The sequence below is a fragment of the Shigella sp. FC1544 genome, assembly GCF_001722145.1.
GTDB lineage: Bacteria > Pseudomonadota > Gammaproteobacteria > Enterobacterales > Enterobacteriaceae > Escherichia > Escherichia coli.
On sequence record NZ_MECT01000488.1, the window covers coordinates 1 to 23519 of the forward strand.

Genomic DNA, 23519 nt, shown 5'->3' on the forward strand with positions numbered 1-23519 from the left:
GGGATACAGGGAGATAAAACAGACGATGCAACTGAGCAGGCTGACGCTGAGAAGTAAAAAGCCGGAGCTTGTGGAGCAAGAGCTGTGGGGTGTCTTACTGGCTTATAATCTGGTGAGATATCAGATGATTAAAATGGCGGAACATCTGAAAGGTTACTGGCCGAATCAACTGAGTTTCTCAGAATCATGCGGAATGGTGATGAGAATGCTGATGACATTGCAGGGCGCTTCACCGGGACGTATACCGGAGCTGATGCGCGATCTTGCAAGTATGGGACAACTTGTGAAATTACCGACGAGAAGGGGAAGGGCCTTCCCGAGAGTGGTAAAGGAGAGGCCCTGGAAATACCCCACAGCCCCGAAAAAGAGCCAGACAGTTGCTTTACTGACTGGCATTACGCCCTTCGGGGCGGTTTTTTTACATGGCACGAAAGACCAAACATTTGTTATCAAATGGTAAATAATAAGTGAGCTAAGAGTTGCTTAACGAAAGCAAAACAGAAAGAAAAAATTAAACAGGTGAGGAGCAGGCCATGAATACAGTACGCAGCGAAAAAGATTCGATGGGGGCGATTGATGTCCCGGCAGATAAGCTGTGGGGCGCACAAACTCAACGCTCGCTGGAGCATTTCCGCATTTCGACGGAGAAAATGCCCACCTCACTGATTCATGCGCTGGCGCTAACCAAGCGCGCAGCGGCAAAAGTTAATGAAGATTTAGGATTGTTGTCTGAAGAGAAAGCGAGCGCCATTCGGCAGGCGGCGGATGAAGTACTGGCAGGACAGCATGACGACGAATTCCCGCTGGCTATCTGGCAGACCGGCTCCGGCACGCAAAGTAACATGAACATGAACGAAGTGCTGGCTAACCGGGCCAGTGAATTACTCGGCGGCGTGCGCGGGATGGAACGTAAAGTTCACCCTAACGACGACGTGAACAAAAGCCAAAGTTCCAACGATGTCTTTCCGACGGCGATGCACGTTGCGGCGCTGCTGGCGCTGCGCAAGCAACTCATTCCGCAGCTTAAAACCCTGACACAGACACTGAGTGAAAAATCGCGTGCATTTGCCGATATCGTCAAAATCGGTCGAACCCACTTGCAGGACGCCACGCCGCTAACACTAGGGCAGGAGATTTCCGGCTGGGTAGCGATGCTCGAGCATAATCTCAAACATATCGAATACAGCCTGCCTCACGTAGCGGAACTGGCTCTTGGCGGTACAGCGGTGGGTACTGGACTAAATACCCATCCGGAGTATGCGCGTCGCGTAGCAGATGAACTGGCAGTCATTACCTGTGCACCGTTTGTTACCGCGCCGAACAAATTTGAAGCGCTTGCGACCTGTGATGCCCTGGTTCAGGCGCACGGCGCGTTGAAAGGGTTGGCTGCGTCACTGATGAAAATCGCCAATGATGTCCGCTGGCTGGCCTCTGGCCCGCGCTGCGGAATTGGTGAAATCTCAATCCCGGAAAATGAGCCGGGCAGCTCAATCATGCCGGGGAAAGTGAACCCAACCCAGTGTGAAGCATTAACCATGCTCTGCTGTCAGGTAATGGGGAACGACGTGGCGATCAACATGGGTGGCGCTTCCGGTAACTTTGAACTGAACGTCTTCCGTCCGATGGTGATCCATAATTTCCTGCAATCGGTGCGCTTGCTGGCAGATGGCATGGAAAGTTTTAACAAACACTGCGCAGTGGGTATTGAACCGAATCGTGAGCGAATCAATCAATTACTCAATGAATCGCTGATGCTGGTGACTGCGCTTAACACCCACATTGGTTATGACAAAGCCGCGGAGATCGCCAAAAAAGCGCATAAAGAAGGGCTGACCTTAAAAGCTGCGGCCCTTGCGCTGGGGTATCTTAGCGAAGCCGAGTTTGACAGCTGGGTACGGCCAGAACAGATGGTCGGCAGTATGAAAGCCGGGCGTTAATCTGCAACATACAGGTGCAGCCGTGGAATGATCAAACGAAGCGGCTGCGCCTGAGGTTTATAACGGTGCTGCACATTGTCGGCATCGTAATTTAACAACTCACCAACGTCCGGCACGCCCGCACCATTATCCCGATTAATCAGTGCAATCAGCGGTGTAGGGCAGGCGTGTTGCACTTGTTTTTGATCTCCTTTGTACCAGACGCGGGCAATCGGCTGCACCTTCACCGGACGTTTGATTTTTAACTTCGCGTTCTGTGGCAGGGCAGCGATATCCTGATACTCTCGCTCCAGTTTTCTTTGCCACTCCTCGCGCGTCCACGGTGCGACACTGCGTGGTGATTTCAGGCTTTTTTCCAGCTGTGCCAGGACTTCATCACGATGCAAATTTTTAATGATATGTTTATTAGCCCAGCCAAAACGTAAAGTGGCGGGGTCGTGCAGAACGGTGAGCGAGCGGTAAGCATTAAGGGTGATCAGCCCCGGCAAATGACGATGCACCCATTCAAAACGTGCCGCGGTGGGGAGTTCTGACTCAACCGTGACGATATGCTCGAACGTGGTCTTGAGTTTATTGATGTGCTGAATATGACTGACCAACGCTGCTTGCGAAAGGTTATCGACCTGGTAACACAACACGCCAGGCAGACGGACAGCGGCTTTGCTGCTGCGATTTTCGGACTGTTGTTGAATAAATAAATGGCGGAAATGACGCAACGCCAGCGACTGCGCGTCGTTGCCGAGATGTTGTTTCACCTCAATACGATTAAGCGGATTATGCTCATCCTCTTTTTTTACCTCCGGCAAAGAGAACACGCGGGCAACCAATAGCTTGTGTTGCTCAAGATGAGCGGCAAATGCAGCCAGCTCTTGTTCCATCTGGCGAAAGGTAGTGTTGAGTCGGTCTACGAGATCGTAACGCGCCATAATATTAACCACTTTAGTTACAACATCCTTAATTTATAGCACAATGGTATTGACTTGACCATCGTGCGCGTAGTGTCAGGCAGAGGTAAATTGCGGGATGTTATGCCATAACGGCCAGCTAAACGAGAAGCGAGCACCACCCAGTTCGCTGGTGTCACAATTAACCGTACCGCCCATTGCCAGTGCTATAGAGTGGACAATTGCCAGCCCCAGCCCGCAGCCGCCGGTTGAGCGATCCCGGCTGGGATCGAGGCGAACAAAAGGTTCAAAGATATGTTCGCGGTTTTCTGGGGCAATCCCTGGGCCATCATCCTCAACAATTAATGTCGCTCTATTCCCCGACAGTAGCAGGCTGGTTTCAACCGTTGAATGGCAGTACCGCAGGGCGTTATTGAGCAAATTATCCAGCACGCGCTCCATTAAGCGCATATCCAACGCCGCATAATGGCCTTGCACGAGCGTTTTTATCCGTACCGTTTTATCGGGCGTTACTGCCTGAATATCTGCCAGATGCGTTGACAGCCACAACGGCAGGTCTGGTTCGCTAAGATGAAGCTCGTTTTGTGGGCGATCGAGTCGGGCATAAGTCAGCAGCTCTTCAATTAAAGCTTCAAGTTGACTGATATCACGATTCAACGCCTGGGACTCGGCGGCGCTCAGGTTATCGCTCATCTCCAGTCGATAACGCAGGCGCACTAACGGTGTTCGCAGTTCGTGAGCGATACCGTCAATAAGCTGTTTTTTGCTGGCAATCAAGGCGTTGATATTGTCCGCCATCTGGTTAAATGCGATACCAAGTCGTTCAAAGCTCGAACCCTCATCAAAGTGGATACGCTCATAGAGATGCCCATCGCCAAATCGTTGCGCCGCTGCTTCCAGTTTTAACATATCCTGCCAGTGCGGACGCATCCAGATAAACACCGGAAAGGCGAGGGAAATAGCAATAAAAGCGATCAGGGCGATATCCAGCAATCGCATCTGATGGAGATAATAAAGATAAGGAACAGGACCAACTGCCAGCACGTAGTGGCTGCGCGGGATACGCTGCAAAAACGTGTACTGATCGTCCAGGGCGACAATTTCGCCGCCACGCAGTCGGTGCATGGAAATATCATCAAGATGGTATTTACTCAGTGGCTCGACACGCAGATCGAAAGAGAGATTTAAATCCATCTCTTTCAGCGTCTTACCCCAGTCGTGTGGGGGGATCTCACGCAATTCGCTGCGCATCAGATACAGCGAACTGTTCATCAAATCATCCAGCGACTGTTTGCCCGCGCGTTCGGCGGTAAATTTGTACACCAACCCAACCAGCAGAGACATCACAAGGAAGCAGACAAACAATAACAGGTAAAACTGGATAAACAGTTTTTTCATCGCTTATTCCCATGCATGAGGCGCAAAAAGATAGCCTTTGTTACGTACAGTTTTAATGCGATAAGGTTCTGCGGCGTTATCGAGCAGTTTTTTTCTTAACCGCGAAATAGCCACGTCCACGTTACGATCCAGTCCGTCATAACTGACGCCGCGTAAATTTTTCAGCAATGCATCGCGGTCCATGATTTGCCCGGCATGGGTAGCTAATTCCCACAATAATTCGAAATCAGCTGTCGAGAGCGAGATTTCAGTGTTAGCCAGGGTGACTACGCGGTTGATGGGATCGATGGTCAACGTGCCGAAATGCCGGGCTTTGTAGGGAGTCAGAGACGTTTCCTGAAGACCTTTGGTCAGTGTGGCTTGCTCATTCTGACGCAAATGCAAACGTAAACGCGCTAGCAAAACAGCAGGGGGCATCGTTTTGAGAATATAGTCGCAGGCACCCATTTCCAGTGCCAAGATGTGGTTCATATCGCTATCGAGAGAGGTTAGAAGAACAATCGGTCCAGACCACTTTGCGCGTAAATCACGACAAATGGTCATGCCGTCCTTGCCTGGTAGCATGATGTCGAGTAACACCAAATCCGGATTTTCTCGCAAAATGGTTTCTTCGGCCTGGTCGCCGCGCGGCTCTACGGTAACCTGCATATCATGTTTTGCCAGGTACGCGGCAATCAGTGAACCGACTTCCGCATCATCTTCCACAAATACGATAGTGTTCATAACATTCACGGTAGATATAAAAACGTCACAATACACCGCGCTGTTTTTACTTACTATCAATCGTTTCTAAACAAGTTTTCATCAGGTATTCTACTGATGACTTGTTATGGAAGTGTTAAGGTAAAAAAATGGGGCTGGTAATCAAAGCCGCGCTCGGTGCGCTGGTAGTGCTGTTGATTGGTGTTTTAGCAAAAACGAAAAATTATTATATCGCCGGGCTGATTCCACTTTTCCCGACCTTTGCGCTTATCGCGCATTATATTGTTGCCAGCGAACGCGGCATTGAAGCCTTACGCGCAACCATCATTTTTAGTATGTGGTCGATTATTCCCTATTTTGTTTACCTGGTGTCGCTGTGGTATTTCACCGGAATGATGCGCTTGCCCGCCGCTTTTGTTGGTTCTGTTGCGTGTTGGGGGATAAGCGCATGGGTGTTGATTATATGCTGGATAAAGCTGCATTAACGCAGATGACGACCGCCATCAAGTGGGAAACTGCGTCCGGTGACAAAGCAACTGGTAAGTAAGTAATCGACCAGGTCGATCACTTCTTTCTCGCCAGGCGCGGTTTTCATCAGTGATTTATTCAGCGCCTGTTGTCGATATTCGGCATCATCATGTTCATTAAACAGGATCAGCGATGGAGCAATAGAATTCACTTTCACTTCCGGTGCCAGCTTGCGGGCAAACGAGCGGGTCATATTATCCAGTGCCGCTTTGCTTGCAGCATACGCAATATGCTTGTCGCTACCGCGCTCCACCACATAATCGGTAAAGTGAATGATATCGCTGGCGGCGTGTCCGTGCCCACGCAGTAATCTTTCCAGCGCATGGTTGAGCAGGTATGGGGTATTAACGTGGATCTGCATCATGCAAGCCAGTACGTCGGCCAGTGGCGCACCCGGTTTTTCCGCCATCCACGCACTGGCGTTATGCAAAATAGCACGCAGACCATGGGTGCTTTTTAGTACTTCATCGGCAAACGCCATCACACCGTCGGTGGTCGAAAAATCAGCCTGAATACACTGCGCACCTGCCTTAATCAGTCCATCAATGGCTGGATAGTGCGTCCGATAGCTGACAATCACCGGTTGCTTTTGATTAATGAAATGCCAGGCGAGGGCGAGGCCGATGCGACGACCTCCGCCAGTAATTAATATTGGCAAGGGCTGGGCTTTACCCATCGTTATCTCCTTTGCTATCCAACGATGGGATGAACGTTATCCCACCAGCATCCAGGTCGCCGGAACTGAGGCAATTAACAGCATGCCAATCAGCACCATTTCCTGACGGTTCAGTACATTATCATGTGTATGCGTTTTGCGCGCATACAGGAAAACCAGCAGCCCCGGCGCATACAGAACAACGGATAACAGCAAGTGCATTGGACCAGAGGCGTACAATAACCATAAGCCATAAATGCAGGCACCGACACCTACCGCTTTATGCAGTGGACGGGTTGCGATTTTCAGCAAGAACGCGCCGACCAGGAAATAGGGCACCAGAATCATTTCTGAGGCGATGGTCAGCAACGTATTGTAATCGGAACCGGTCAGCCAGATGAGTACCAGACAAATTTGCACGCAGATGTTGGTCAACCACAGTGAGGCGGATGGCGCAGCTTGTGCGTTCTGGCGCGCAAAAATGCGTGGGAATGCTTTATGAGTGGCAGCCAGGAACGGAACTTCTGCCGCCATGATGGTCCAGCTTAAGTACGCGCCGCAAACGGAAACGATCAAACTGGCAGCGATGATGATTTCGCCCCATGGTCCCATCATTTCCACCATCAGACCGGCCATTGACGGGTTACGAATTTCAGCCAGTTCAGGACGTGCCACCACACCCAGCGAAAGCAGCGTTACCAGCAAGTAAACGCCCAGAGCGGAGAGAACCGCCAGCAGTGTCGCTTTGCCAACATCACGTTTATTACGCGCACGCGCAGAAACAACCACGGCACCTTCCACACCAATGAAAAACCACAGGGTGATCAGCATGGTGTTTTTCACCTGTTCCCAAACGGGTACGCCAAGTACAAGTCCGGTGAAGTCGAGCTTGAAGGTATCCAGTTTGAACATCATCATCGCCAGCACAACAAACAGACCCAGCGGCAACAATTTTGCCAGTGTCGCCACCAGGTTAATGCTGGCAGCGGTTTGCACCCCGCGCAGGATCAAAAAGTGAACAATCCACAATAAAGCCGATGCACCGACGATCGATTGCCAGGTATTACCATCGCCGAACAGGCGCAATTCCGGCGTGTCCGTAAAAAAGCTTAACGCGGAAAAAACGATCACCAGATAGGAGACGTTGGCGATGACTGCGCACAGCCAGTATCCCCATGCGGAACAAAAGCCGATTAGCTCGCCAAACCCTTCGCGGGCATAGGTAAAGATACCGCCGTCAAGTTCGGGACGAATGCGCGTGAGGATCAGCATGGCAAAGGCCAGCAATAAAATGCCAGCGCCAGTAATACCCCAGCCGATGAGCAGTGCTGCCGGGCTGGCAACTGCCGCCATATTTTGCGGCAGACTGAAAACACCCGCGCCCAGCATTGAGCTTAATACCAGCGCGGTGAGTGCGCTCAGTCCCAGTTTCTTTTCCATCGATATCCAGTGATTAAAACGTGATAAGAAGAATAAATATTAGGGCAAAACGCATAAAAATGGAGTTTGCCACTGAAGCGCGGGATTTTACGAAGAGATGTGTCTGCATGCAATGGTCGCGGGGAAATTTGTGACTAAAAATGCGAAAGGCGGCATCAAGCCGCCTTATAGGAGTAACTGAATAGTTATTTATACAGATCTGCGCTGACGGTCAGGTTATTACCACGTTCCTGCCACTGGCGGGTGATGTGATAATACTTAGCACCTTTCTTCGCGGCACGTTTCGCAACCTGATAGGAGACTTCGGTCATGTTGCCGTAGTTGCCAGAGAATTTGATGCTATCGAACGGGACCATCATCGCTGCGGTCGCTTTGTTCAGTTCTTCGACTTTAGTGCCATCCGGGAGCGTGACGGTGTAACGCCCGCCTTTTGATGACTGGGTTTCAAAGAAACGACCGACTTCAGAACTTGGTGATGCGGTAGTCGCAACACCTGGGATCTCAACTTTCTTCGCGGCTTCGCCACCGGCAGCCAGAGCTGCACGTCCTGCTTCGGAATCTGCCGGGATCACATCCGGGCTCTGGACGATACGTTTCTTAGCATCTTTTTTATAGATGAATGCAGTAATACGCTGGTTGCCGCCCTGGTTGGCATCGATTTGACGAACGATGTAGAAAGAGTAGGCACCTTTCGCTTTTGCCGCTTTGGTGATGGCATCATTGACTTCTGGCTGGCTACGATAGAAGCCCTGGACGGTGACCGTGTCAAACGGTTCAATCAGAACAGCCTGATCTTTCGGCAGTTCGACAACACCGTTAATTACGCGATTACTTGTTTCTTCTGCTTTTTCAGCATCGGCTTTATAGAGGTCAGCGACCACACGCCAGTTACCGCTGTTACCAAAATCAGAAGTGTCGACAACATAAAAAGAGGCGGCACCTTCTTTATCTGCGCGACGAGAAACGGCTTTCACCGCTTCGCCAATAGCATTAAAACGACCGGTAACCACTACACGGTCAAAAGGTTTAACCGCTGCCGCTTGCTCCGGTGTCAGTTCTGTTGCTGCGTTAACGGAGAATGCCGTAGCAGAAAGCAGTGCCGACGCCAGGAGGGTGTTCTTAAGCTTCATAAAAATAATCCTTCGCCTTGCGCAAACCAGGTACTGGTATTGTTATTAACGAGAAACGTGGCTGATTATTGCATTTAAACGGTGTAACTGTCTGCGTCATTTTTCATATCACATTCCTTAAGCCAATTTTAATCCTGCTCAAATGACCGTCTATGCTTAAAAAACAGCCGTATCAGCATCATTACTACTGAAGCAACTGAATTGTATAAGTTAATTTAATGTTAAGTAGTGAATCGTGCCGGGGCGATGTCTCGTTTTACCCGACCGTCGAAGACAATTATCAGTCTTTATCCGGCGTTCTAAGGTGTTTATCCCACTATCACGGCTGAATCGTTAATATTTTGCGAGTTCACGCCGAAATACTGATTTTTGGCGCTAGATCACAGGCATAATTTTCAGTACGTTATAGGGCGTTTGTTACTAATTTATTTTAACGGAGTAACATTTAGCTCGTACATGAGCGGCTTGTGTGGCTCCTGACACAGGCAAACCATCATCAATAAAACCGATGGAAGGGAATATCATGCGAATTGGCATACCAAGAGAACGGTTAACCAATGAAACCCGTGTTGCAGCAACGCCAAAAACAGTGGAACAGCTGCTGAAACTGGGTTTTACCGTCGCGGTAGAGAGCGGCGCGGGTCAACTGGCAAGTTTTGACGATAAAGCGTTTGTGCAAGCGGGCGCTGAAATTGTAGAAGGGAATAGCGTCTGGCAGTCAGAGATCATTCTGAAGGTCAATGCGCCGTTAGATGATGAAATTGCGTTACTGAATCCTGGGACAACGCTGGTGAGTTTTATCTGGCCTGCGCAGAATCCGGAATTAATGCAAAAACTTGCGGAACGTAACGTGACCGTGATGGCGATGGATTCTGTGCCGCGTATCTCACGCGCACAATCGCTGGACGCACTAAGCTCGATGGCGAACATCGCCGGTTATCGCGCCATTGTTGAAGCGGCACATGAATTTGGGCGCTTCTTTACCGGGCAAATTACTGCGGCCGGGAAAGTGCCACCGGCAAAAGTGATGGTGATTGGTGCGGGTGTTGCAGGTCTGGCCGCCATTGGCGCAGCAAACAGTCTCGGCGCGATTGTGCGTGCATTCGACACCCGTCCGGAAGTGAAAGAACAAGTTCAAAGTATGGGCGCGGAATTCCTCGAGCTGGATTTTAAAGAGGAAGCGGGCAGCGGCGATGGCTATGCCAAAGTGATGTCGGACGCGTTCATTAAAGCGGAAATGGAACTCTTTGCCGCCCAGGCAAAAGAGGTCGATATCATTGTCACCACCGCGCTTATTCCAGGCAAACCAGCGCCGAAGCTAATTACCCGTGAAATGGTTGACTCCATGAAGACGGGCAGTGTGATTGTCGACCTGGCAGCCCAAAACGGTGGCAACTGTGAATACACCGTGCCGGGTGAAATCTTCACTACGGAAAATGGTGTCAAAGTGATTGGTTATACCGATCTTCCGGGCCGTCTGCCGACGCAATCCTCGCAGCTTTACGGTACTAACCTCGTTAATCTGCTGAAACTGTTGTGCAAAGAGAAAGACGGCAATATCACTGTTGATTTTGATGATGTGGTGATTCGCCGCGTGACCGTGACCCGTGCGGGCGAAATTACCTGGCCGGCACCGCCGATTCAGGTATCAGCTCAGCCGCAGGCGGCACAAAAAGCGGCACCGGAAGTGAAAACTGAGGAAAAATGTGCCTGCTCACCGTGGCGTAAATACGCGTTGATGGCGCTGGCAATCATCCTTTTCGGTTGGCTGGCAAGCGTTGCGCCGAAAGAGTTTCTTGGGCACTTCACCGTTTTCGCGCTGGCCTGCGTTGTCGGTTATTACGTGGTGTGGAATGTATCGCACGCGCTGCATACACCGTTGATGTCGGTCACCAACGCGATTTCAGGGATTATTGTTGTCGGAGCACTGTTGCAGATTGGCCAGGGCGGCTGGGTTAGCTTCCTTAGTTTTATCGCGGTGCTTATAGCCAGCATTAATATTTTCGGTGGCTTCACCGTGACTCAGCGCATGCTGAAAATGTTCCGCAAAAATTAAGGGGTAACATATGTCTGGAGGATTAGTTACAGCTGCATACATTGTTGCCGCGATCCTGTTTATCTTCAGTCTGGCCGGTCTTTCGAAACATGAAACGTCTCGCCAGGGTAACAACTTCGGTATCGCAGGGATGGCGATTGCGTTAATCGCAACCATTTTTGGACCGGATACGGGTAATGTTGGCTGGATCTTGCTGGCGATGGTCATTGGTGGGGCAATTGGTATCCGTCTGGCGAAGAAAGTTGAAATGACCGAAATGCCAGAACTGGTGGCGATCCTGCACAGCTTCGTGGGTCTGGCGGCAGTGCTGGTTGGCTTTAACAGCTATCTGCATCATGACGCGGGAATGGCACCGATTCTGGTCAATATTCACCTGACGGAAGTGTTCCTCGGTATCTTCATCGGGGCGGTAACGTTCACGGGTTCGGTGGTGGCGTTCGGCAAACTGTGTGGCAAGATTTCGTCTAAACCGTTGATGCTGCCAAACCGTCACAAAATGAACCTGGCGGCTCTGGTCGTTTCCTTCCTGCTGCTGATTGTATTTGTTCGCACGGACAGCGTCGGCCTGCAAGTGCTGGCATTGCTAATAATGACCGCCATTGCGCTGGTATTCGGCTGGCATTTAGTCGCCTCCATCGGTGGTGCAGATATGCCAGTGGTGGTGTCGATGCTGAACTCGTACTCCGGCTGGGCGGCTGCGGCTGCGGGCTTTATGCTCAGCAACGACCTGCTGATTGTGACCGGTGCGCTGGTCGGTTCTTCGGGGGCTATCCTTTCTTACATTATGTGTAAGGCGATGAACCGTTCCTTTATCAGCGTTATTGCGGGTGGTTTCGGCACCGACGGCTCTTCTACTGGCGATGATCAGGAAGTGGGCGAGCACCGCGAAATCACCGCAGAAGAGACAGCGGAACTGCTGAAAAACTCCCATTCAGTGATCATTACTCCGGGGTACGGCATGGCAGTCGCGCAGGCGCAATATCCTGTCGCTGAAATTACCGAGAAACTGCGCGCTCGTGGTATCAACGTGCGTTTCGGTATCCACCCGGTTGCGGGGCGTTTGCCTGGACATATGAACGTATTGCTGGCTGAAGCAAAAGTACCGTATGACATCGTGCTGGAAATGGACGAGATCAACGATGACTTTGCTGATACCGATACCGTACTGGTGATTGGTGCTAACGATACGGTTAACCCGGCGGCGCAGGATGATCCGAAGAGTCCTATTGCTGGTATGCCTGTGCTGGAAGTGTGGAAAGCGCAGAACGTGATTGTCTTTAAACGTTCGATGAACACTGGCTATGCTGGTGTGCAAAACCCGCTGTTCTTCAAGGAAAACACCCACATGCTGTTTGGTGACGCCAAAGCCAGCGTGGATGCAATCCTGAAAGCTCTGTAACCCTGACGGCCTCTGCGGAGGCCGTCACTCTTTATTGAGATCGCTTAACAGAACGGCGATGCTTTGACCTCCCGCTGTTTGTTCAAGCGCAATTTTGACAATAATTGTTAACGGCACGGAAAGCAGCATACCCACCGGTCCTAACAACCATCCCAAAAAATCAACGACAAAAATACCACCAATGTGGAAAGCCCCAGCCCACGTCCCATGATGCGCGGCTCCAGAATATTGCCGAAGACCAGATTAATCAGCAGATATCCCGCCAGCACCAGCAACGCTTCGTAGAAGCCATTAAACACCAGTACCTGAGCGATAGGGGGGATTGCCGCGAGAACTGAACCAATATTAGGGATGTAATTAAGCGCAAAGGCCAGCAATCCCCAGACAAAAGCGAAGCGAACATCGAGTGCGGCGAGCATCGCCCAGGCGACCAGGCCGGTGATGATGCTGATGGCTGTTTTCAGCACCAGATAATGAGAAACACTGTCAATTGCACGTTGAATCGCCACCATCCCTTCAACCGGACGCGCCATCATTTGCTGAAATTTTCCGGGCAATTGTGGCACTTCGAGCAGCATAAACAGCACCGTCAGCAGCAATAAAAATATTGATGACATGGCATTAGATAACTGCGTCAATAAGTTGGTGAGCAACGTCATCGCTGCGTTCGGATCAATGTAATGCGCCAGCTGGTCAACTGAGACGTCAATCCCTACGCGTTGCAACAACGGCTCAAGAGCTTGCAGCGGCGTCATAATAGAGTTGCGATATTGCGGTAACGTCCGCGTCAACTCGTTGAGCGCGGAACCCAGATAAGCTAATAGCAACACCATCGCCATCACGATGATGGTCATCAAAATCGACACCGCCAGTACACGCGGCACTCGCCAGCGGACCATGTGTTGCACCAGCGGGTTAAGAATAACAGCAATAAATAATGCGAGAATAAACGGCACGATGATCTCGGCGGCAAAACGGATACCGCAGAGAATAATGACCAGCATTCCCAACATAATGACGATTTTTAGGCCATTGAGCGTGATGATCGGCTTTGCCATGCTTGTCCCCGTTTTTTCTTCCTTTGCTAATAATAATGTCTTTTTCGCTCCGTCATCATAACGAAAATCAAACCGCTCAGGTAAAGAAGTGAAAATATTTTGAGTTAATTCTTAAGCTATGATACAAATCAGGCGTGTTCAACTACCGAGGACAATTATCATCCGCGATGACGAGAAGCAACACTGCGGATAATTGTAATATTATGGACAATTTGTTCAGGACCTTATTTTCAACATTTACCCATCTTCGTACCTCATCCACTATCTTGCTCGTAGGTGAGCAGCACTGGCGCAACGCGCTTTAGTCCTTTCTTCTGCCTAAGCTTGCCCTATGCGCGGGGCTTGACCACTTTACTTTGATTTCGCTGAATTAAGCGAAAATTAAAATAATTCTCTTGCAGGAGAAGGACAATGTATATTTATTGGATTTTATTAGGCCTGGCTATTGCTACAGAAATTACCGGTACGCTGTCAATGAAATGGGCGAGCGTCAGTGAGGGAAATGGCGGCTTTATTTTAATGCTGGTGATGATTTCTCTATCGTATATATTTCTCTCTTTCGCCGTTAAAAAGATCGCCTTAGGCGTAGCTTATGCGCTGTGGGAAGGTATCGGTATTTTATTTATTACCTTGTTTAGCGTTTTGTTATTCGACGAAAGTTTATCGCTGATGAAAATTGCCGGGTTAACCACCCTGGTCGCCGGGATTGTGTTGATAAAATCAGGTACCCGTAAAGCGCGTAAACCTGAACTGGAGGTGAACCATGGCGCAGTTTGAATGGGTTCACGCCGCCTGGCTGGCATTGGCAATCGTGCTGGAAATCGTTGCTAACGTCTTTTTGAAATTTTCTGACGGCTTTCGTCGCAAAATATTTGGCTTGCTCTCCCTGGCGGCGGTGCTGGCTGCCTTTAGTGCGCTTTCTCAGGCCGTTAAAGGGATCGACTTGTCTGTCGCTTATGCATTGTGGGGCGGGTTTGGTATTGCCGCCACGTTAGCCGCAGGTTGGATCTTGTTTGGTCAACGGTTAAATCGTAAAGGCTGGATTGGCCTGGTCTTGCTGTTGGCTGGAATGATCATGGTGAAACTTGCCTGATGAACACGCTGCCCGCACAGTCGGGCAGCGTTTGAACATTATTTTTGCGACAGTTGATCCAGCTTGTCGCGAAAACCGGTAACAGAAATGGCCCGGTTATCGGCGCGCCAGCGATCTTTCGCGGCAGGAGCCGAACTTTGCACCCCAATTAATTGCCAGCCGTCATTGGTATGCAACATCAGAGGCGAACCGCTGTCACCCGGCAAGGTATCGCACTGATGTGACATCACCGACGTTTGCGCCCAGCCAGTCACTTCACAGTTTTGATGACTGTACAACGTATCGAGATGATCTTCAGGGTATCCCGCCTGAGTTACTTTACGGCCAGCCGATTTTAATGCGGCAGTAAGCGCGGCTTTATCTCCCTCAAATAACGGCAACGGTGTAATGCCAGAAGGGGGATTACGTAGCACAATCAATCCGAAGTCCCACGGCGCGGCTGCGGGAGGTACAATCCAACCATCCCCATCTGCTTTTAACCGCTTTCCCAGTGTCGGATCAACGCAGCCTTCTATGTCGTGGATCTCATAGCGCCAAAGACCTTTATTTGACACAAAACGCAGCGCCACTGCTTTATCCGCTTTACCCTTTGGAGGTGTCAATAAACAGTGTCCTGCCGTTAATGCCAGATTGGGTGCAATCAGCGTCGCCGTACATAAATTGCCGCTGGCCGTTTCCAGTTGCCCAACCGCATCCCACGGTGATTGGGCCGTGTCATTCACTGGCACACGATCATCATGACCAAAAAACAGGGTGCTGACCTCATCGTTTGCCGATTTGGCAACGTCTGGTTTATCTGCAAACACAAAAGCAGACGTCAAACTAATTGCACCCAACACTACAGCAATGGTTGTACGCATATCACACTCTGGTGGGTAATTATGATTATTAAAAGCAAACCCTCATAAATACTATAGACGGGACGGGATGAAAGTGGGAGTAAAATCAGATAACTACAGTCAGGAAAGATAAAAACGGGCGGCAATCAGTGCGCATAAAATAAGGATGATAAGAATGAACTCAAAGCGATAACGGCCCACCATACTACCCTCCGCTAAAGGCGGTGCTAAACGTTACCCGCTTAGCACCGTAATTTTCAGGCGCGAGGGGGCGCGCCAGCATTACTGTTGAAAACTTACGCTGCGGGTTGTGCAGCAGGTTTTGCCGGTTGCTGATGACTGTGTTTCCCGGCGTGTTTCTTCGCTGCCTGCGCTTTTTGTTCAGGGGCTTTCTGTTCAGCTTTCGTATTTTTATGATGCTTTTTAGCTGCCTGCGCTTTCTGGGCAGGTGCTGCTTTATGCTGTTTTTTATGATGTGTCGTTTTCGCCGGCGCTGCTTTGGTGGTCGTCGCAGTCTCTGCAGCAAAGGCGGCAGAAGACAGACCCATAGCAGCGGCAACAACCAGAGCTAATACTTTTTTCATTGTCATACCCTCAATTTGTTTTTTCATTTAACCCCACTGCGGGGCCGTTGAAATAACTATATCCCTGGGAATGGCAGACTTCCGTGAGTGGTTGGTTTCAGCGTGTAACGATATGTACAAACGCTGAATAAATTACAGCATTGATATAACGTATTGTGACTTAAGGGAAATTTAGCTACCAATAATAGTAGTCTTGATCGGGTTAACTATTTTACTACTTACAAAGCGGTAGAATAACTGCGCATCAGTAATAAATGACACACAGCAAAATGAATCCGTTTATTTGGGTACTTATAATCCTGATGACGCTAGACGCACTGCGGGAATTGGCTGGCGCTTCGTCTATTTTAGGATGGCTATTAACGTTGGTTTGAGCAAGCAATAAGTCCGGACGTGTAGTTACCGCAGTCCGGGCTTATTTTTCAGGCGTGCAGACGACGATGCAAACGCGTCCCGACCAGCAGAGCAATGACCAGCATCAGAGCAATAAATGCGCCGACGCCGTTCCAGCCATAGTTATGCCAGAAAACACCACCCAGCGTCCCGGCAATACTCGACCCCAGATAGTAACTGAACAGATACAGCGAGGAGGCCTGGCCTTTAGCGCGTTTTGCGCGGGGGCCGATCCAGCTGCTGGCAACTGAGTGGGCTGCGAAGAATCCTGCTGAGAAGAGTAACATTCCGGCAAAGATCAGCCACAGCGAGCTGAATAAGGTCATCAGTAAACCAAACAGCATAACCCCCGTCGAAAACAACATCACCGGACCGCGCCCGTAGCGGGTGGTCATGGTTCCGGCTTTGGGTGAGCTCCGTGTACCGGTCAAATAAGCCAGCGATAATAAGCCAACCACGGCCTGACTGACATGCCAGGGGGAAAGCATCAACCGATAGCCGATGTAATTAAACAGCGTGACGAACGACCCCATCAGCAAAAAGCCTTCTGCGAACAATAACGGTAATCCCCGGTCACGCCAGTGCAGACGAAAGTTGATAAACAACGTCTTAGGTCGCAGCGAAGTCGGGCGAAAATGGCGTGATTCCGGAAGGATTTTCCAGAACATCAACGCCGAGGCTAGCGCGAAACAACCGATTGCCGCCAGAGCAATTCGCCAGTTGAAAAAGTCCGTGAAGACACCACTAATTAAGCGTCCGCTCATGCCGCCAATTGAGTTGCCGCTGATATACAACCCCATCGAAAAGGCCACGAAACTGGGGTGGATTTCCTCGCTAAGATAAGTCATGCCAACAGCTGCCACGCCACTTAACGAAAGCCCAATCAAGGCGCGCATAATCAAAATGCCGTGCCAGCTGGTCATCATTGTCGAAATAACGTACAAATGGAGGCCAACAGTAGCGCCGTGACCATCACTGGTTTGCGACCAATGGCATCGGATAGGGGGCCAGTAAACAGCAAACCAATAGCCAACATCGCCGTGGAAATGGACAGTGAAATACTACTGTTCGCGGGGGTTAAGCCAAACTCCTGCGAAAGCACCGGAAGGATAGGCTGCACACAATAGAGGAGTGCAAAGGTTGCCAGTCCGGCAGAGAACAGCGCCAGGGTGACGCGCATAAATTGCGGCGTACCGCGTTTAATAAATTGATTTGGCTGAGAAATGCTTTGCTTGTCAGTGTCGCTTGCCGGAGCGCCATCAACAGTTGTAGTACGGCTCACTTGAAATCCTTGCTAAATATGCCTGTGGATCAGGCTTATACATAGGTTAGGAAAATCGAATTGTTCTGTCTAATATATTAATAATCTCAAATAAGATGTTTTAAATATGAATATTGAACTTCGTCATCTGCGTTACTTTGTTGCTGTTGCGGAAGAGCTGCATTTCGGGCGCGCCGCTGCCCGCCTGAATATTTCGCAACCACCGCTAAGTCAGCAGATTCAGGCACTGGAGCAACAAATTGGTGCCCGACTGCTGGCACGAACTAATCGCAGTGTATTGCTGACGGCAGCAGGAAAACAGTTTCTTGCAGATAGTCGGCAAATCCTGTCTATGGTAGATGACGCTGCCGCTCGCGCTGAAAGACTGCATCAGGGTGAAGCGGGGGAGTTGCGCATTGGTTTTACTTCGTCCGCTCCTTTTATTCGGGCGGTGTCCGATACGTTATCGCTGTTTCGCCGTGATTATCCCGGTGTCCATTTACAAACCCGCGAAATGAACACTCGTGAGCAAATCGCTCCGCTCATTGAAGGAACGCTGGATATGGGATTGCTGCGTAACACAGCGTTACCGGAGACGCTTGCACACGCAGTCATCGTCCATGAACCGCTTATGGCGATGATCCCGCACGATCATCCCCTGGCAAATAACCCGAATGTAACGTTGGCTGAACTGGCGAAAGAACCCTTCGTCTTTTTTGATCCGCACGTCGGGACAGGGCTGTATGACGATATTCTCGGGCTGATGCGACGTTACCATTTGACGCCCGTCATCACTCAGGAGGTGGGCGAGGCAATGACCATCATCGGTCTGGTTTCCGCCGGTCTGGGTGTTTCAATTTTGCCTGCTTCATTTAAACGTGTTCAGCTCAACGAAATGCGCTGGGTGCCGATTGCTGAAGAGGATGCGGTTTCTGAAATGTGGTTGGTCTGGCCGAAACATCATGAACAAAGTCCAGCTTCGCGTAACTTTCGTATTCATCTGCTGAATGCTCTCAGGTGAGGGAAATTTCAGCGAAAAAGCCCGAAAAATGTGCTGTTAATCACATGTCTAAGTAAAAATTTGACGACACGTATTGAAGTGCTTCACCATAGCCTACAGATTATTTCGGAGCGCGAAAATATAGGGAGTATGCGGTGGTTGCTGAAAACCAGCCTGGGCACATTGATCAAATAAAGCAGACCAACGCGGGCGCGGTTTATCGCCTGATTGATCAGCTTGGTCCAGTCTCGCGTATCGATCTTTCCCGTCTGGCGCAGCTGGCTCCTGCCAGTATCACTAAAATTGTCCGTGAGATGCTCGAAGCACACTTGGTGCAAGAGCTGGAAATCAAAGAAGCGGGGAACCGTGGCCGTCCGGCGGTGGGGCTGGTGGTTGAAACTGAAGCCTGGCACTATCTTTCTCTGCGCATTAGTCGCGGGGAGATTTTCCTTGCTCTGCGCGATCTGAGCAGCAAACTGGTGGTGGAAGAGTCGCAGGAACTGGCGTTAAAAGATGACTTGCCATTGCTGGATCGTATCATTTCCCATATCGATCAGTTTTTTATCCGCCACCAGAAAAAACTTGAGCGTCTAACTTCGATTGCCATAACCCTGCCGGGAATTATTGATACGGAAAATGGTATTGTACATCGCATGCCGTTCTACGAGGATGTAAAAGAGATGCCGCTCGGCGAGGCGCTGGAGCAGCATACCGGCATACCGGTTTATATTCAGCATGATATCAGCGCATGGACGATGGCAGAGGCCTTGTTTGGTGCCTCACGCGGGGCGCGCGATGTGATTCAGGTGGTTATCGATCACAACGTGGGGGCGGGCGTCATTACCGATGGTCATCTGCTACACGCAGGCAGCAGTAGTCTCGTGGAAATAGGCCACACACAGGTCGACCCATATGGTAAACGCTGTTATTGCGGGAACCACGGCTGCCTCGAAACCATCGCCAGTGTGGACAGTATTCTTGAGCTGGCACAGCTGCGTCTCAATCAATCCATGAGCTCGATGTTACATGGGCAACCGTTAACCGTGGACTCATTGTGTCAGGCGGCATTGCGCGGCGATCTACTGGCAAAAGACATCATTACCGGGGTGGGCGCGCATGTCGGGCGCATTCTTGCCATCATGGTGAATTTATTTAACCCACAAAAAATACTGATTGGCTCACCGTTAAGTAAAGCGGCAGATATCCTCTTCCCTGTCATCTCGGACAGCATACGTCAGCAGGCCCTTCCTACGTATAGTCAGCACATTAGCGTTGAGAGTACTCAGTTTTCTAACCAGGGCACGATAGCAGGCGCTGCGCTGGTAAAAGACGCGATGTATAACGGTTCTTTGTTGATTCGTCTGTTGCAGGGTTAACATTTTTTAACTGTTATACCAAAATTTGCGCTATCTCAATTTGGGCCAGGAAAGCATAACTTAGACTTTCAAGGTTAATTATTTTCCTGGTTTATATTTGTGAAGCATAACGGTGGAGTTAGTGATGCTGAAGCGTTTCTTTATTACCGGTACAGACACTTCTGTAGGGAAAACGGTGGTTTCCCGCGCATTGCTACAAGCGTTAGCCTCCCAGGGAAAAACAGTTGCGGGATATAAACCCGTAGCGAAGGGGAGCAAAGAGACACCCGAAGGGCTGCGTAATAAAGATGCCCTGGTGTTGCAGAGTGTTTCAACCATCGAACTGCCTTATGAAGCAGTTAATCCTATCGCGTTAAGCGAAGAAGAAAGTAGCGTGGCGCACAGTTGCCCAATCAATTACACCCTCATTTCAAACGGCCTGGCAAACCTGACCGATAAAGTCGATCATGTCGTGGTAGAAGGGACTGGCGGCTGGCGCAGTCTGATGAATGATTTGCGTCCACTCTCTGAATGGGTGGTGCAGGAACAGTTGCCGGTGTTGATGGTTGTCGGTATTCAGGAAGGTTGCATTAACCATGCACTGCTAACAGCTCAGGCGATTGCCAACGACGGGCTGCCGCTCATTGGCTGGGTGGCTAACCGAATCAACCCAGGACTGGCGCATTATGCGGAAATCATTGATGTGCTGGGTAAAAAACTTCCGGCACCGCTCATTGGTGAACTGCCTTATCTGCCGCGCGCCGAACAGCGAGAACTGGGGCAATACATCCGCTTAGCTATGCTGCGCAGTGTGCTGGCGGTAGATAGAGTCACGGTGTAACGTCCGCGAAATTACCGACGCAATGACGCAGGCAATCAATAAACCGGGGAGTAGCTGATACTCCCCGGTCATTTCACATATCATCAACGTCGACATAATCGGCGCGTGCGTGGTTGCCGCCAACAGTGTCGCCATCTCGGTCAATCCGAGTAAAAGCGTAATTTCTTCGCCATCAGGGAACCATAATCCCAGGCTACGACCATACAACATGCCAATGGCAAGACCGATAAATAGCGTCGGTGTAAAGACACCACCGGGTGCGCCGGAACCGCTACTCGCCAGCACGGCACACAGTTTACAAAGGAAGATCCCGGCAATGATCATTAACAGTGGTGGGGCGGTTAAAAAGGATTGTACGGTGCTATAGCCGTTGCCCCACACTGCAGGTGTGAACAGGGAAAGCAGACCCACGATCAACCCGCCTAGTGCCAGTTGCCAGGGCGGCGCAAGTTTGAGACTCACAAATCCACGATGACAGGCGTTCATTAACGTTAACAACAGTGGTCCGCACAGACCTGCCAGCACACATGTACTGATAATCAGCGCATAGTCACGAGCCTGAACCGTCACTGAGAGTTGTACGTTGTAGAGTAACGCGTCGCTATGATTAATCAGATTGCTAACCAGCAATGCCACGACGGCGGAAATAATCACCGGGCCGAGAGAGGCCAACATCATAGTGCCAAACAGCACTTCGGCTATAAATAAACTGCCAGCAAGCGGGGCACGATAGGCCGCAGCCATTCCCGCCGCGGCCCCACAGGCGATCCATAATTTCCACTCCTGGCGTGGCGTAAAACGTTGGGCAAAACAGGAGGCGGCAAGGGCAGCTAAAAGAATCATCGCACCTTCGCGACCAATTGCACTGCCGCTGGTTACTACCAGCAGCGAGGCAAGCGATTTAACCAGGCTTGCTGCGCAATCGAACTGTCCATCGGTTTGCAACGCTTCCATGTAATCGGTCGGCGCATGAGGGCGTTGTTGGGTAAATTTCTGCCAGCCCATCAGCAACAAACCCGTCGCCAGTCCGCCGAGCGCCGGAGTTAGCAACCGTCGCCAGGGGGAAAGGTTTGTCGCTGCATTGACCAGACTGCCGGAGTCATTATTGAGGAACAACCACTCCAGTAGCAGCATCGCATGACGAAACCCGGCAACGGCAAAGGCCGCGAGAATACCGACGACTGTTGCGATAAGCAGACGGCGGAACATAGTGCGCAGATCCGGATAGATGTGTAGATGATGCATGAGCAGAAATGGGCAATGAAACACGGGCGACTATTTTGCGGCAAAAGAGGCCAGCCGCAAAAGCAGTGCGTGCTTTAAGAGATAAAAAAACGTGACACTGTAACCTATTATTGCCGGATTGCGCGTAATCGTCACCATCCGGCAATATTACGGTGATCCTATCGAAACAGCGGTTTAACCGCGACAGGAATTAACAGTTGTGATTGCCATTGCGCCAGCGTTAAGCGAGACAGTTCACCCAGTGCACGGTAGAAAGGGTGTTCTGCTTTTTCGATAAAAACATCAAGAAAACGTGTTGACCACGGAAAAAGGTGCCATGCCAGCAATTCTTCGCATTCTGTCTGGCGACCATTCTCCGCCAACCACGCAGCCATCAACAGCAGTGAACCAAAATATTTTTTCGATCTCGACCAGATTAGTGTGCTGCGGTTTTCCCTTCGCCAGTGGTGAAGGGCGCAGAGTGGTTAGCGTATTCACACAGCCGCCATGGTCTATTTTATCGCCAGACATATTGGCCTCGTGCCAGGCTCCCTGGCCCATAGCGCTAACTCCAGGGAGAATACGTGGTGTTACTTTGGCTGGTAGCCGAACTTCGCCACGATGGTTAAACACCCGCACCATATCGCCGTTGGCAATCCCACGTTTCTGCGCATCTATAGGGTTGATCCACACCTCCTGACGGCAGGCAGCCTTCAGGAGATCAATATTGCCGTAGGTCGAGTGAGTACGGGATTTGTAATGGAAACCAAACAGTTGCAGTGGGAAGGTTCTACGTTCAGGGGAGTTCCAGCTTCAAAGGTTGAGGCATAAACTGGCAATGGGCTTATCACTTCATCTTTTTCCAGTTCCCAGGTACGGGCAATTTCCGCCAGCCTGCTGGAATAAATTTCAATCTTACCGGAAGGCGTTTTAAGTGGATTTGCCTCGCGGTCGTCACGAAATGCTTTGTAGGCGACAAAATGGCCATTGGGATCTTTACGCTTATAGATACCCATTTTTTTCAGTTCGTCGTAAGACGGTAACGCCGGATCTTTGGCAAGCATTTTGGCGTACAGATGTTGTAACCATTGTTCCTGCGTGCGACCTTCTGTGAACTTTTGATAGACGTCAGGTCCAAGACGTTTCGCGACTTCACTCAGGATCCAGTAAATCGGTTTGCGTTCGAATTTTTCGCTGGTGACAGGCTGGAGGAAAATGAGATATCCCATGTTACCGGCGTAGTCGTTAGGAATAATATCTTCCTGCTCAACGGTCATCAGGTCTGGCAGCAGAATGTCGGCATATTTTGCCGATGAGGTCATAAAGTTTTCGATGACCACAATCATTTCGCATTTCGATTCGTCCTGCAGAATTTCATGCGTTTTGTTGATGTCAGAATGCTGATTAACGAGGGTATTTCCCGCGTAGTTCCAGATGAACTTAATGGGCACATCCAGTTTATCTTTGCCGCGGACGCCGTCGCGGATTGTCGTCATTTGCGGGTAATGCTGCCAACTTACTGATTTAGTGTATGATGGTGATTTTAAGGTGCTTGCGTGGCTTCCATTTCCATCAGATGTCCTTCCTGCTCCGCTACTGAAGGCGTGGTGCGTAACGGCAAAAGCACTGCCGGACATCAGCGCTATCTCTGCTCTCATTGCCGTAAAACATGGCAACTACAGTTCACTTACACCGCCTCTCAGCCCGGTACGCACCAGAAA

22 protein-coding genes and 5 pseudogenes are annotated in these 23519 nt (G+C 50.3%); 13 read left to right on the plus strand and 14 right to left on the minus strand.

The genetic code is table 11. The features are described 5' to 3' along the window. Positions 1-382 (plus strand): annotated as a pseudogene (locus tag BGK49_RS18755) (IS4 family transposase); the annotation flags it as partial. Positions 383-533: 151 nt separating this feature from the next. Then, positions 534-1937 carry a class II fumarate hydratase gene (fumC, locus tag BGK49_RS18760; protein ID WP_001099102.1) on the plus strand — a complete coding sequence of 468 codons (1404 nt, stop codon included), beginning with the start codon at positions 534-536 and terminating at the stop codon, positions 1935-1937. Here fumC and tus read toward each other — a convergent pair. The 3 genes from tus to rstA form a co-directional block, all read right to left on the minus strand. Further along, positions 1934-2863: a DNA replication terminus site-binding protein gene (gene tus / locus BGK49_RS18765; protein ID WP_001399164.1), complete on the minus strand. Its 930-nt coding sequence runs from the start codon at positions 2861-2863 to the stop codon at positions 1934-1936. The two genes, fumC and tus, sit on opposite strands and share 4 nt — an antisense overlap. A gap of 75 nt (positions 2864-2938) precedes the next feature. After that, positions 2939-4240: a two-component system sensor histidine kinase RstB gene (gene rstB / locus BGK49_RS18770; protein WP_000732524.1), complete on the minus strand. Its 1302-nt coding sequence runs from the start codon at positions 4238-4240 to the stop codon at positions 2939-2941. Positions 4241-4243: 3 nt separating this feature from the next. Next, complete coding sequence (rstA, locus tag BGK49_RS18775; protein WP_001092501.1) at positions 4244-4963, minus strand: two-component system response regulator RstA; 720 nt, start codon at positions 4961-4963, stop codon at positions 4244-4246. A gap of 128 nt (positions 4964-5091) precedes the next feature. Between rstA and BGK49_RS18780 the strand changes: the two genes are divergently transcribed. After that, a complete protein-coding gene (locus BGK49_RS18780; RefSeq protein WP_000524868.1) occupies positions 5092-5427 on the plus strand; it encodes a GlpM family protein in 336 nt (111 codons plus the stop codon). Here the strand turns inward: BGK49_RS18780 and folM are convergent. The 3 genes from folM to ydgH form a co-directional block, all read right to left on the minus strand. After that, positions 5424-6146, minus strand: coding sequence for a dihydromonapterin reductase (gene folM, locus BGK49_RS18785; protein ID WP_000513677.1), 723 nt, complete (start codon positions 6144-6146; stop codon positions 5424-5426). The genes BGK49_RS18780 and folM overlap by 4 nt on opposite strands. Positions 6147-6182: 36 nt before the next feature. Then, the gene (locus BGK49_RS18790; RefSeq protein WP_069375815.1) at positions 6183-7565 is read right to left on the minus strand and encodes an amino acid permease; all 1383 of its coding nucleotides are present in this window, start codon (positions 7563-7565) and stop codon (positions 6183-6185) included. Positions 7566-7750: 185 nt separating this feature from the next. Continuing rightward, entirely contained in the window at positions 7751-8695 is a 945-nt protein-coding gene (gene ydgH, locus BGK49_RS18795) for a DUF1471 family protein YdgH (RefSeq protein ID WP_000769322.1), read from the minus strand. A gap of 523 nt (positions 8696-9218) precedes the next feature. On the opposite strand from ydgH, the gene pntA reads away from it, so the two are divergent. Then, entirely contained in the window at positions 9219-10751 is a 1533-nt protein-coding gene (gene pntA / locus BGK49_RS18800) for a Re/Si-specific NAD(P)(+) transhydrogenase subunit alpha (RefSeq protein ID WP_005041725.1), read from the plus strand. Positions 10752-10761: 10 nt separating this feature from the next. Next, positions 10762-12150: a Re/Si-specific NAD(P)(+) transhydrogenase subunit beta gene (pntB, locus tag BGK49_RS18805; RefSeq protein ID WP_000014036.1), complete on the plus strand. Its 1389-nt coding sequence runs from the start codon at positions 10762-10764 to the stop codon at positions 12148-12150. Between the two features lie 24 nt (positions 12151-12174). On the opposite strand, the pseudogene tqsA reads toward pntB, so the two are convergent. Then, positions 12175-13208, minus strand: a pseudogene (tqsA, locus tag BGK49_RS18810) (AI-2 transporter TqsA). Positions 13209-13342: 134 nt separating this feature from the next. Here tqsA and BGK49_RS31740 point away from each other — a divergent pair. From BGK49_RS31740 to mdtI, 3 genes are all read left to right on the plus strand, one after another. Beyond that, a complete protein-coding gene (locus tag BGK49_RS31740; RefSeq protein WP_001303517.1) occupies positions 13343-13513 on the plus strand; it encodes a protein YdgV in 171 nt (56 codons plus the stop codon). A 106-nt stretch (positions 13514-13619) separates the two neighbouring features. Continuing rightward, the gene (gene mdtJ, locus BGK49_RS18815; protein WP_000276149.1) at positions 13620-13985 is read left to right on the plus strand and encodes a multidrug/spermidine efflux SMR transporter subunit MdtJ; all 366 of its coding nucleotides are present in this window, start codon (positions 13620-13622) and stop codon (positions 13983-13985) included. Further along, positions 13972-14301 carry a multidrug/spermidine efflux SMR transporter subunit MdtI gene (mdtI, locus tag BGK49_RS18820; protein WP_000046661.1) on the plus strand — a complete coding sequence of 110 codons (330 nt, stop codon included), beginning with the start codon at positions 13972-13974 and terminating at the stop codon, positions 14299-14301. Before mdtJ ends, mdtI begins: the two co-directional genes overlap by 14 nt. Before the next feature lie 38 nt (positions 14302-14339). On the opposite strand, the gene BGK49_RS18825 is transcribed toward mdtI, so the two are convergent. The 3 genes from BGK49_RS18825 to asr form a co-directional block, all read right to left on the minus strand. Further along, positions 14340-15161 (minus strand): trypsin-like serine peptidase, encoded by an 822-nt coding sequence (locus BGK49_RS18825; protein ID WP_001260829.1) that lies wholly within the window; start codon positions 15159-15161, stop codon positions 14340-14342. A 99-nt stretch (positions 15162-15260) separates the two neighbouring features. Next, on the minus strand, positions 15261-15344 hold the full coding sequence (ydgU, locus tag BGK49_RS18830) for a small membrane protein YdgU (protein WP_000233090.1): 84 nt from the start codon (positions 15342-15344) through the stop codon (positions 15261-15263). A gap of 92 nt (positions 15345-15436) precedes the next feature. After that, entirely contained in the window at positions 15437-15724 is a 288-nt protein-coding gene (gene asr, locus BGK49_RS18835; protein ID WP_004983745.1) for an acid resistance repetitive basic protein Asr, read from the minus strand. 269 nt (positions 15725-15993) lie between these two features. On the opposite strand from asr, the gene BGK49_RS31745 reads away from it, so the two are divergent. Further along, on the plus strand, positions 15994-16098 hold the full coding sequence (locus BGK49_RS31745; protein ID WP_001351109.1) for a KPN_01571 family protein: 105 nt from the start codon (positions 15994-15996) through the stop codon (positions 16096-16098). Between the two features lie 48 nt (positions 16099-16146). Here BGK49_RS31745 and BGK49_RS18840 read toward each other — a convergent pair. Continuing rightward, positions 16147-17399, minus strand: a pseudogene (locus BGK49_RS18840) (MFS transporter). 106 nt (positions 17400-17505) lie between these two features. Here BGK49_RS18840 and BGK49_RS18845 point away from each other — a divergent pair. The 3 genes from BGK49_RS18845 to bioD all read left to right on the plus strand — a co-directional run bounded on the left by BGK49_RS18845 (position 17506) and on the right by bioD (position 20574). Next, positions 17506-18399 carry a LysR family transcriptional regulator gene (locus tag BGK49_RS18845; protein WP_001019546.1) on the plus strand — a complete coding sequence of 298 codons (894 nt, stop codon included), beginning with the start codon at positions 17506-17508 and terminating at the stop codon, positions 18397-18399. A gap of 134 nt (positions 18400-18533) precedes the next feature. Then, positions 18534-19754: a sugar metabolism global transcriptional regulator Mlc gene (mlc, locus tag BGK49_RS18850; protein ID WP_000225260.1), complete on the plus strand. Its 1221-nt coding sequence runs from the start codon at positions 18534-18536 to the stop codon at positions 19752-19754. A gap of 124 nt (positions 19755-19878) precedes the next feature. Next, the gene (gene bioD / locus BGK49_RS18855; RefSeq protein ID WP_000919226.1) at positions 19879-20574 is read left to right on the plus strand and encodes a dethiobiotin synthase; all 696 of its coding nucleotides are present in this window, start codon (positions 19879-19881) and stop codon (positions 20572-20574) included. Here the strand turns inward: bioD and clcB are convergent. The 3 genes and pseudogenes from clcB to BGK49_RS18870 all read right to left on the minus strand — a co-directional run. Then, a complete protein-coding gene (gene clcB / locus BGK49_RS18860) occupies positions 20527-21819 on the minus strand; it encodes a voltage-gated ClC-type chloride channel ClcB (RefSeq protein WP_075319068.1) in 1293 nt (430 codons plus the stop codon). The two genes, bioD and clcB, sit on opposite strands and share 48 nt — an antisense overlap. 158 nt (positions 21820-21977) lie before the next feature. Continuing rightward, positions 21978-22274 (minus strand): annotated as a pseudogene (locus BGK49_RS18865) (Tat proofreading chaperone DmsD); the annotation flags it as partial. After that, a pseudogene (locus BGK49_RS18870) lies at positions 22213-23306 on the minus strand (molybdopterin dinucleotide binding domain-containing protein); the annotation flags it as partial. The pseudogenes BGK49_RS18865 and BGK49_RS18870, both read right to left, overlap by 62 nt. A 48-nt stretch (positions 23307-23354) precedes the next feature. Between BGK49_RS18870 and BGK49_RS28130 the strand changes: the two are divergent. Further along, positions 23355-23519: IS1 family transposase (locus BGK49_RS28130; protein WP_047664789.1), on the plus strand; the 165-nt coding region annotated here is incomplete at its 3' end.

Excerpts from the sequence above, each read along its gene's own strand:
- fumC (WP_001099102.1), top strand. The coding sequence starts at position 534 with ATGAATACAGTACGCAGCGAAAAAGATTCGATGGGGGCGATTGATGTC.
- tus (WP_001399164.1), bottom strand. The coding sequence starts at position 2,863 with ATGGCGCGTTACGATCTCGTAGACCGACTCAACACTACCTTTCGCCAG.
- rstB (WP_000732524.1), bottom strand. The coding sequence starts at position 4,240 with ATGAAAAAACTGTTTATCCAGTTTTACCTGTTATTGTTTGTCTGCTTC.
- rstA (WP_001092501.1), bottom strand. The coding sequence starts at position 4,963 with ATGAACACTATCGTATTTGTGGAAGATGATGCGGAAGTCGGTTCACTG.
- BGK49_RS18780 (WP_000524868.1), top strand. The coding sequence starts at position 5,092 with ATGGGGCTGGTAATCAAAGCCGCGCTCGGTGCGCTGGTAGTGCTGTTG.
- folM (WP_000513677.1), bottom strand. The coding sequence starts at position 6,146 with ATGGGTAAAGCCCAGCCCTTGCCAATATTAATTACTGGCGGAGGTCGT.
- BGK49_RS18790 (WP_069375815.1), bottom strand. The coding sequence starts at position 7,565 with ATGGAAAAGAAACTGGGACTGAGCGCACTCACCGCGCTGGTATTAAGC.
- ydgH (WP_000769322.1), bottom strand. The coding sequence starts at position 8,695 with ATGAAGCTTAAGAACACCCTCCTGGCGTCGGCACTGCTTTCTGCTACG.
- pntA (WP_005041725.1), top strand. The coding sequence starts at position 9,219 with ATGCGAATTGGCATACCAAGAGAACGGTTAACCAATGAAACCCGTGTT.
- pntB (WP_000014036.1), top strand. The coding sequence starts at position 10,762 with ATGTCTGGAGGATTAGTTACAGCTGCATACATTGTTGCCGCGATCCTG.
- mdtJ (WP_000276149.1), top strand. The coding sequence starts at position 13,620 with ATGTATATTTATTGGATTTTATTAGGCCTGGCTATTGCTACAGAAATT.
- mdtI (WP_000046661.1), top strand. The coding sequence starts at position 13,972 with ATGGCGCAGTTTGAATGGGTTCACGCCGCCTGGCTGGCATTGGCAATC.
- BGK49_RS18825 (WP_001260829.1), bottom strand. The coding sequence starts at position 15,161 with ATGCGTACAACCATTGCTGTAGTGTTGGGTGCAATTAGTTTGACGTCT.
- ydgU (WP_000233090.1), bottom strand. The coding sequence starts at position 15,344 with ATGGTGGGCCGTTATCGCTTTGAGTTCATTCTTATCATCCTTATTTTA.
- asr (WP_004983745.1), bottom strand. The coding sequence starts at position 15,724 with ATGAAAAAAGTATTAGCTCTGGTTGTTGCCGCTGCTATGGGTCTGTCT.
- BGK49_RS31745 (WP_001351109.1), top strand. The coding sequence starts at position 15,994 with ATGAATCCGTTTATTTGGGTACTTATAATCCTGATGACGCTAGACGCA.
- BGK49_RS18845 (WP_001019546.1), top strand. The coding sequence starts at position 17,506 with ATGAATATTGAACTTCGTCATCTGCGTTACTTTGTTGCTGTTGCGGAA.
- bioD (WP_000919226.1), top strand. The coding sequence starts at position 19,879 with ATGCTGAAGCGTTTCTTTATTACCGGTACAGACACTTCTGTAGGGAAA.
- clcB (WP_075319068.1), bottom strand. The coding sequence starts at position 21,819 with ATGCATCATCTACACATCTATCCGGATCTGCGCACTATGTTCCGCCGT.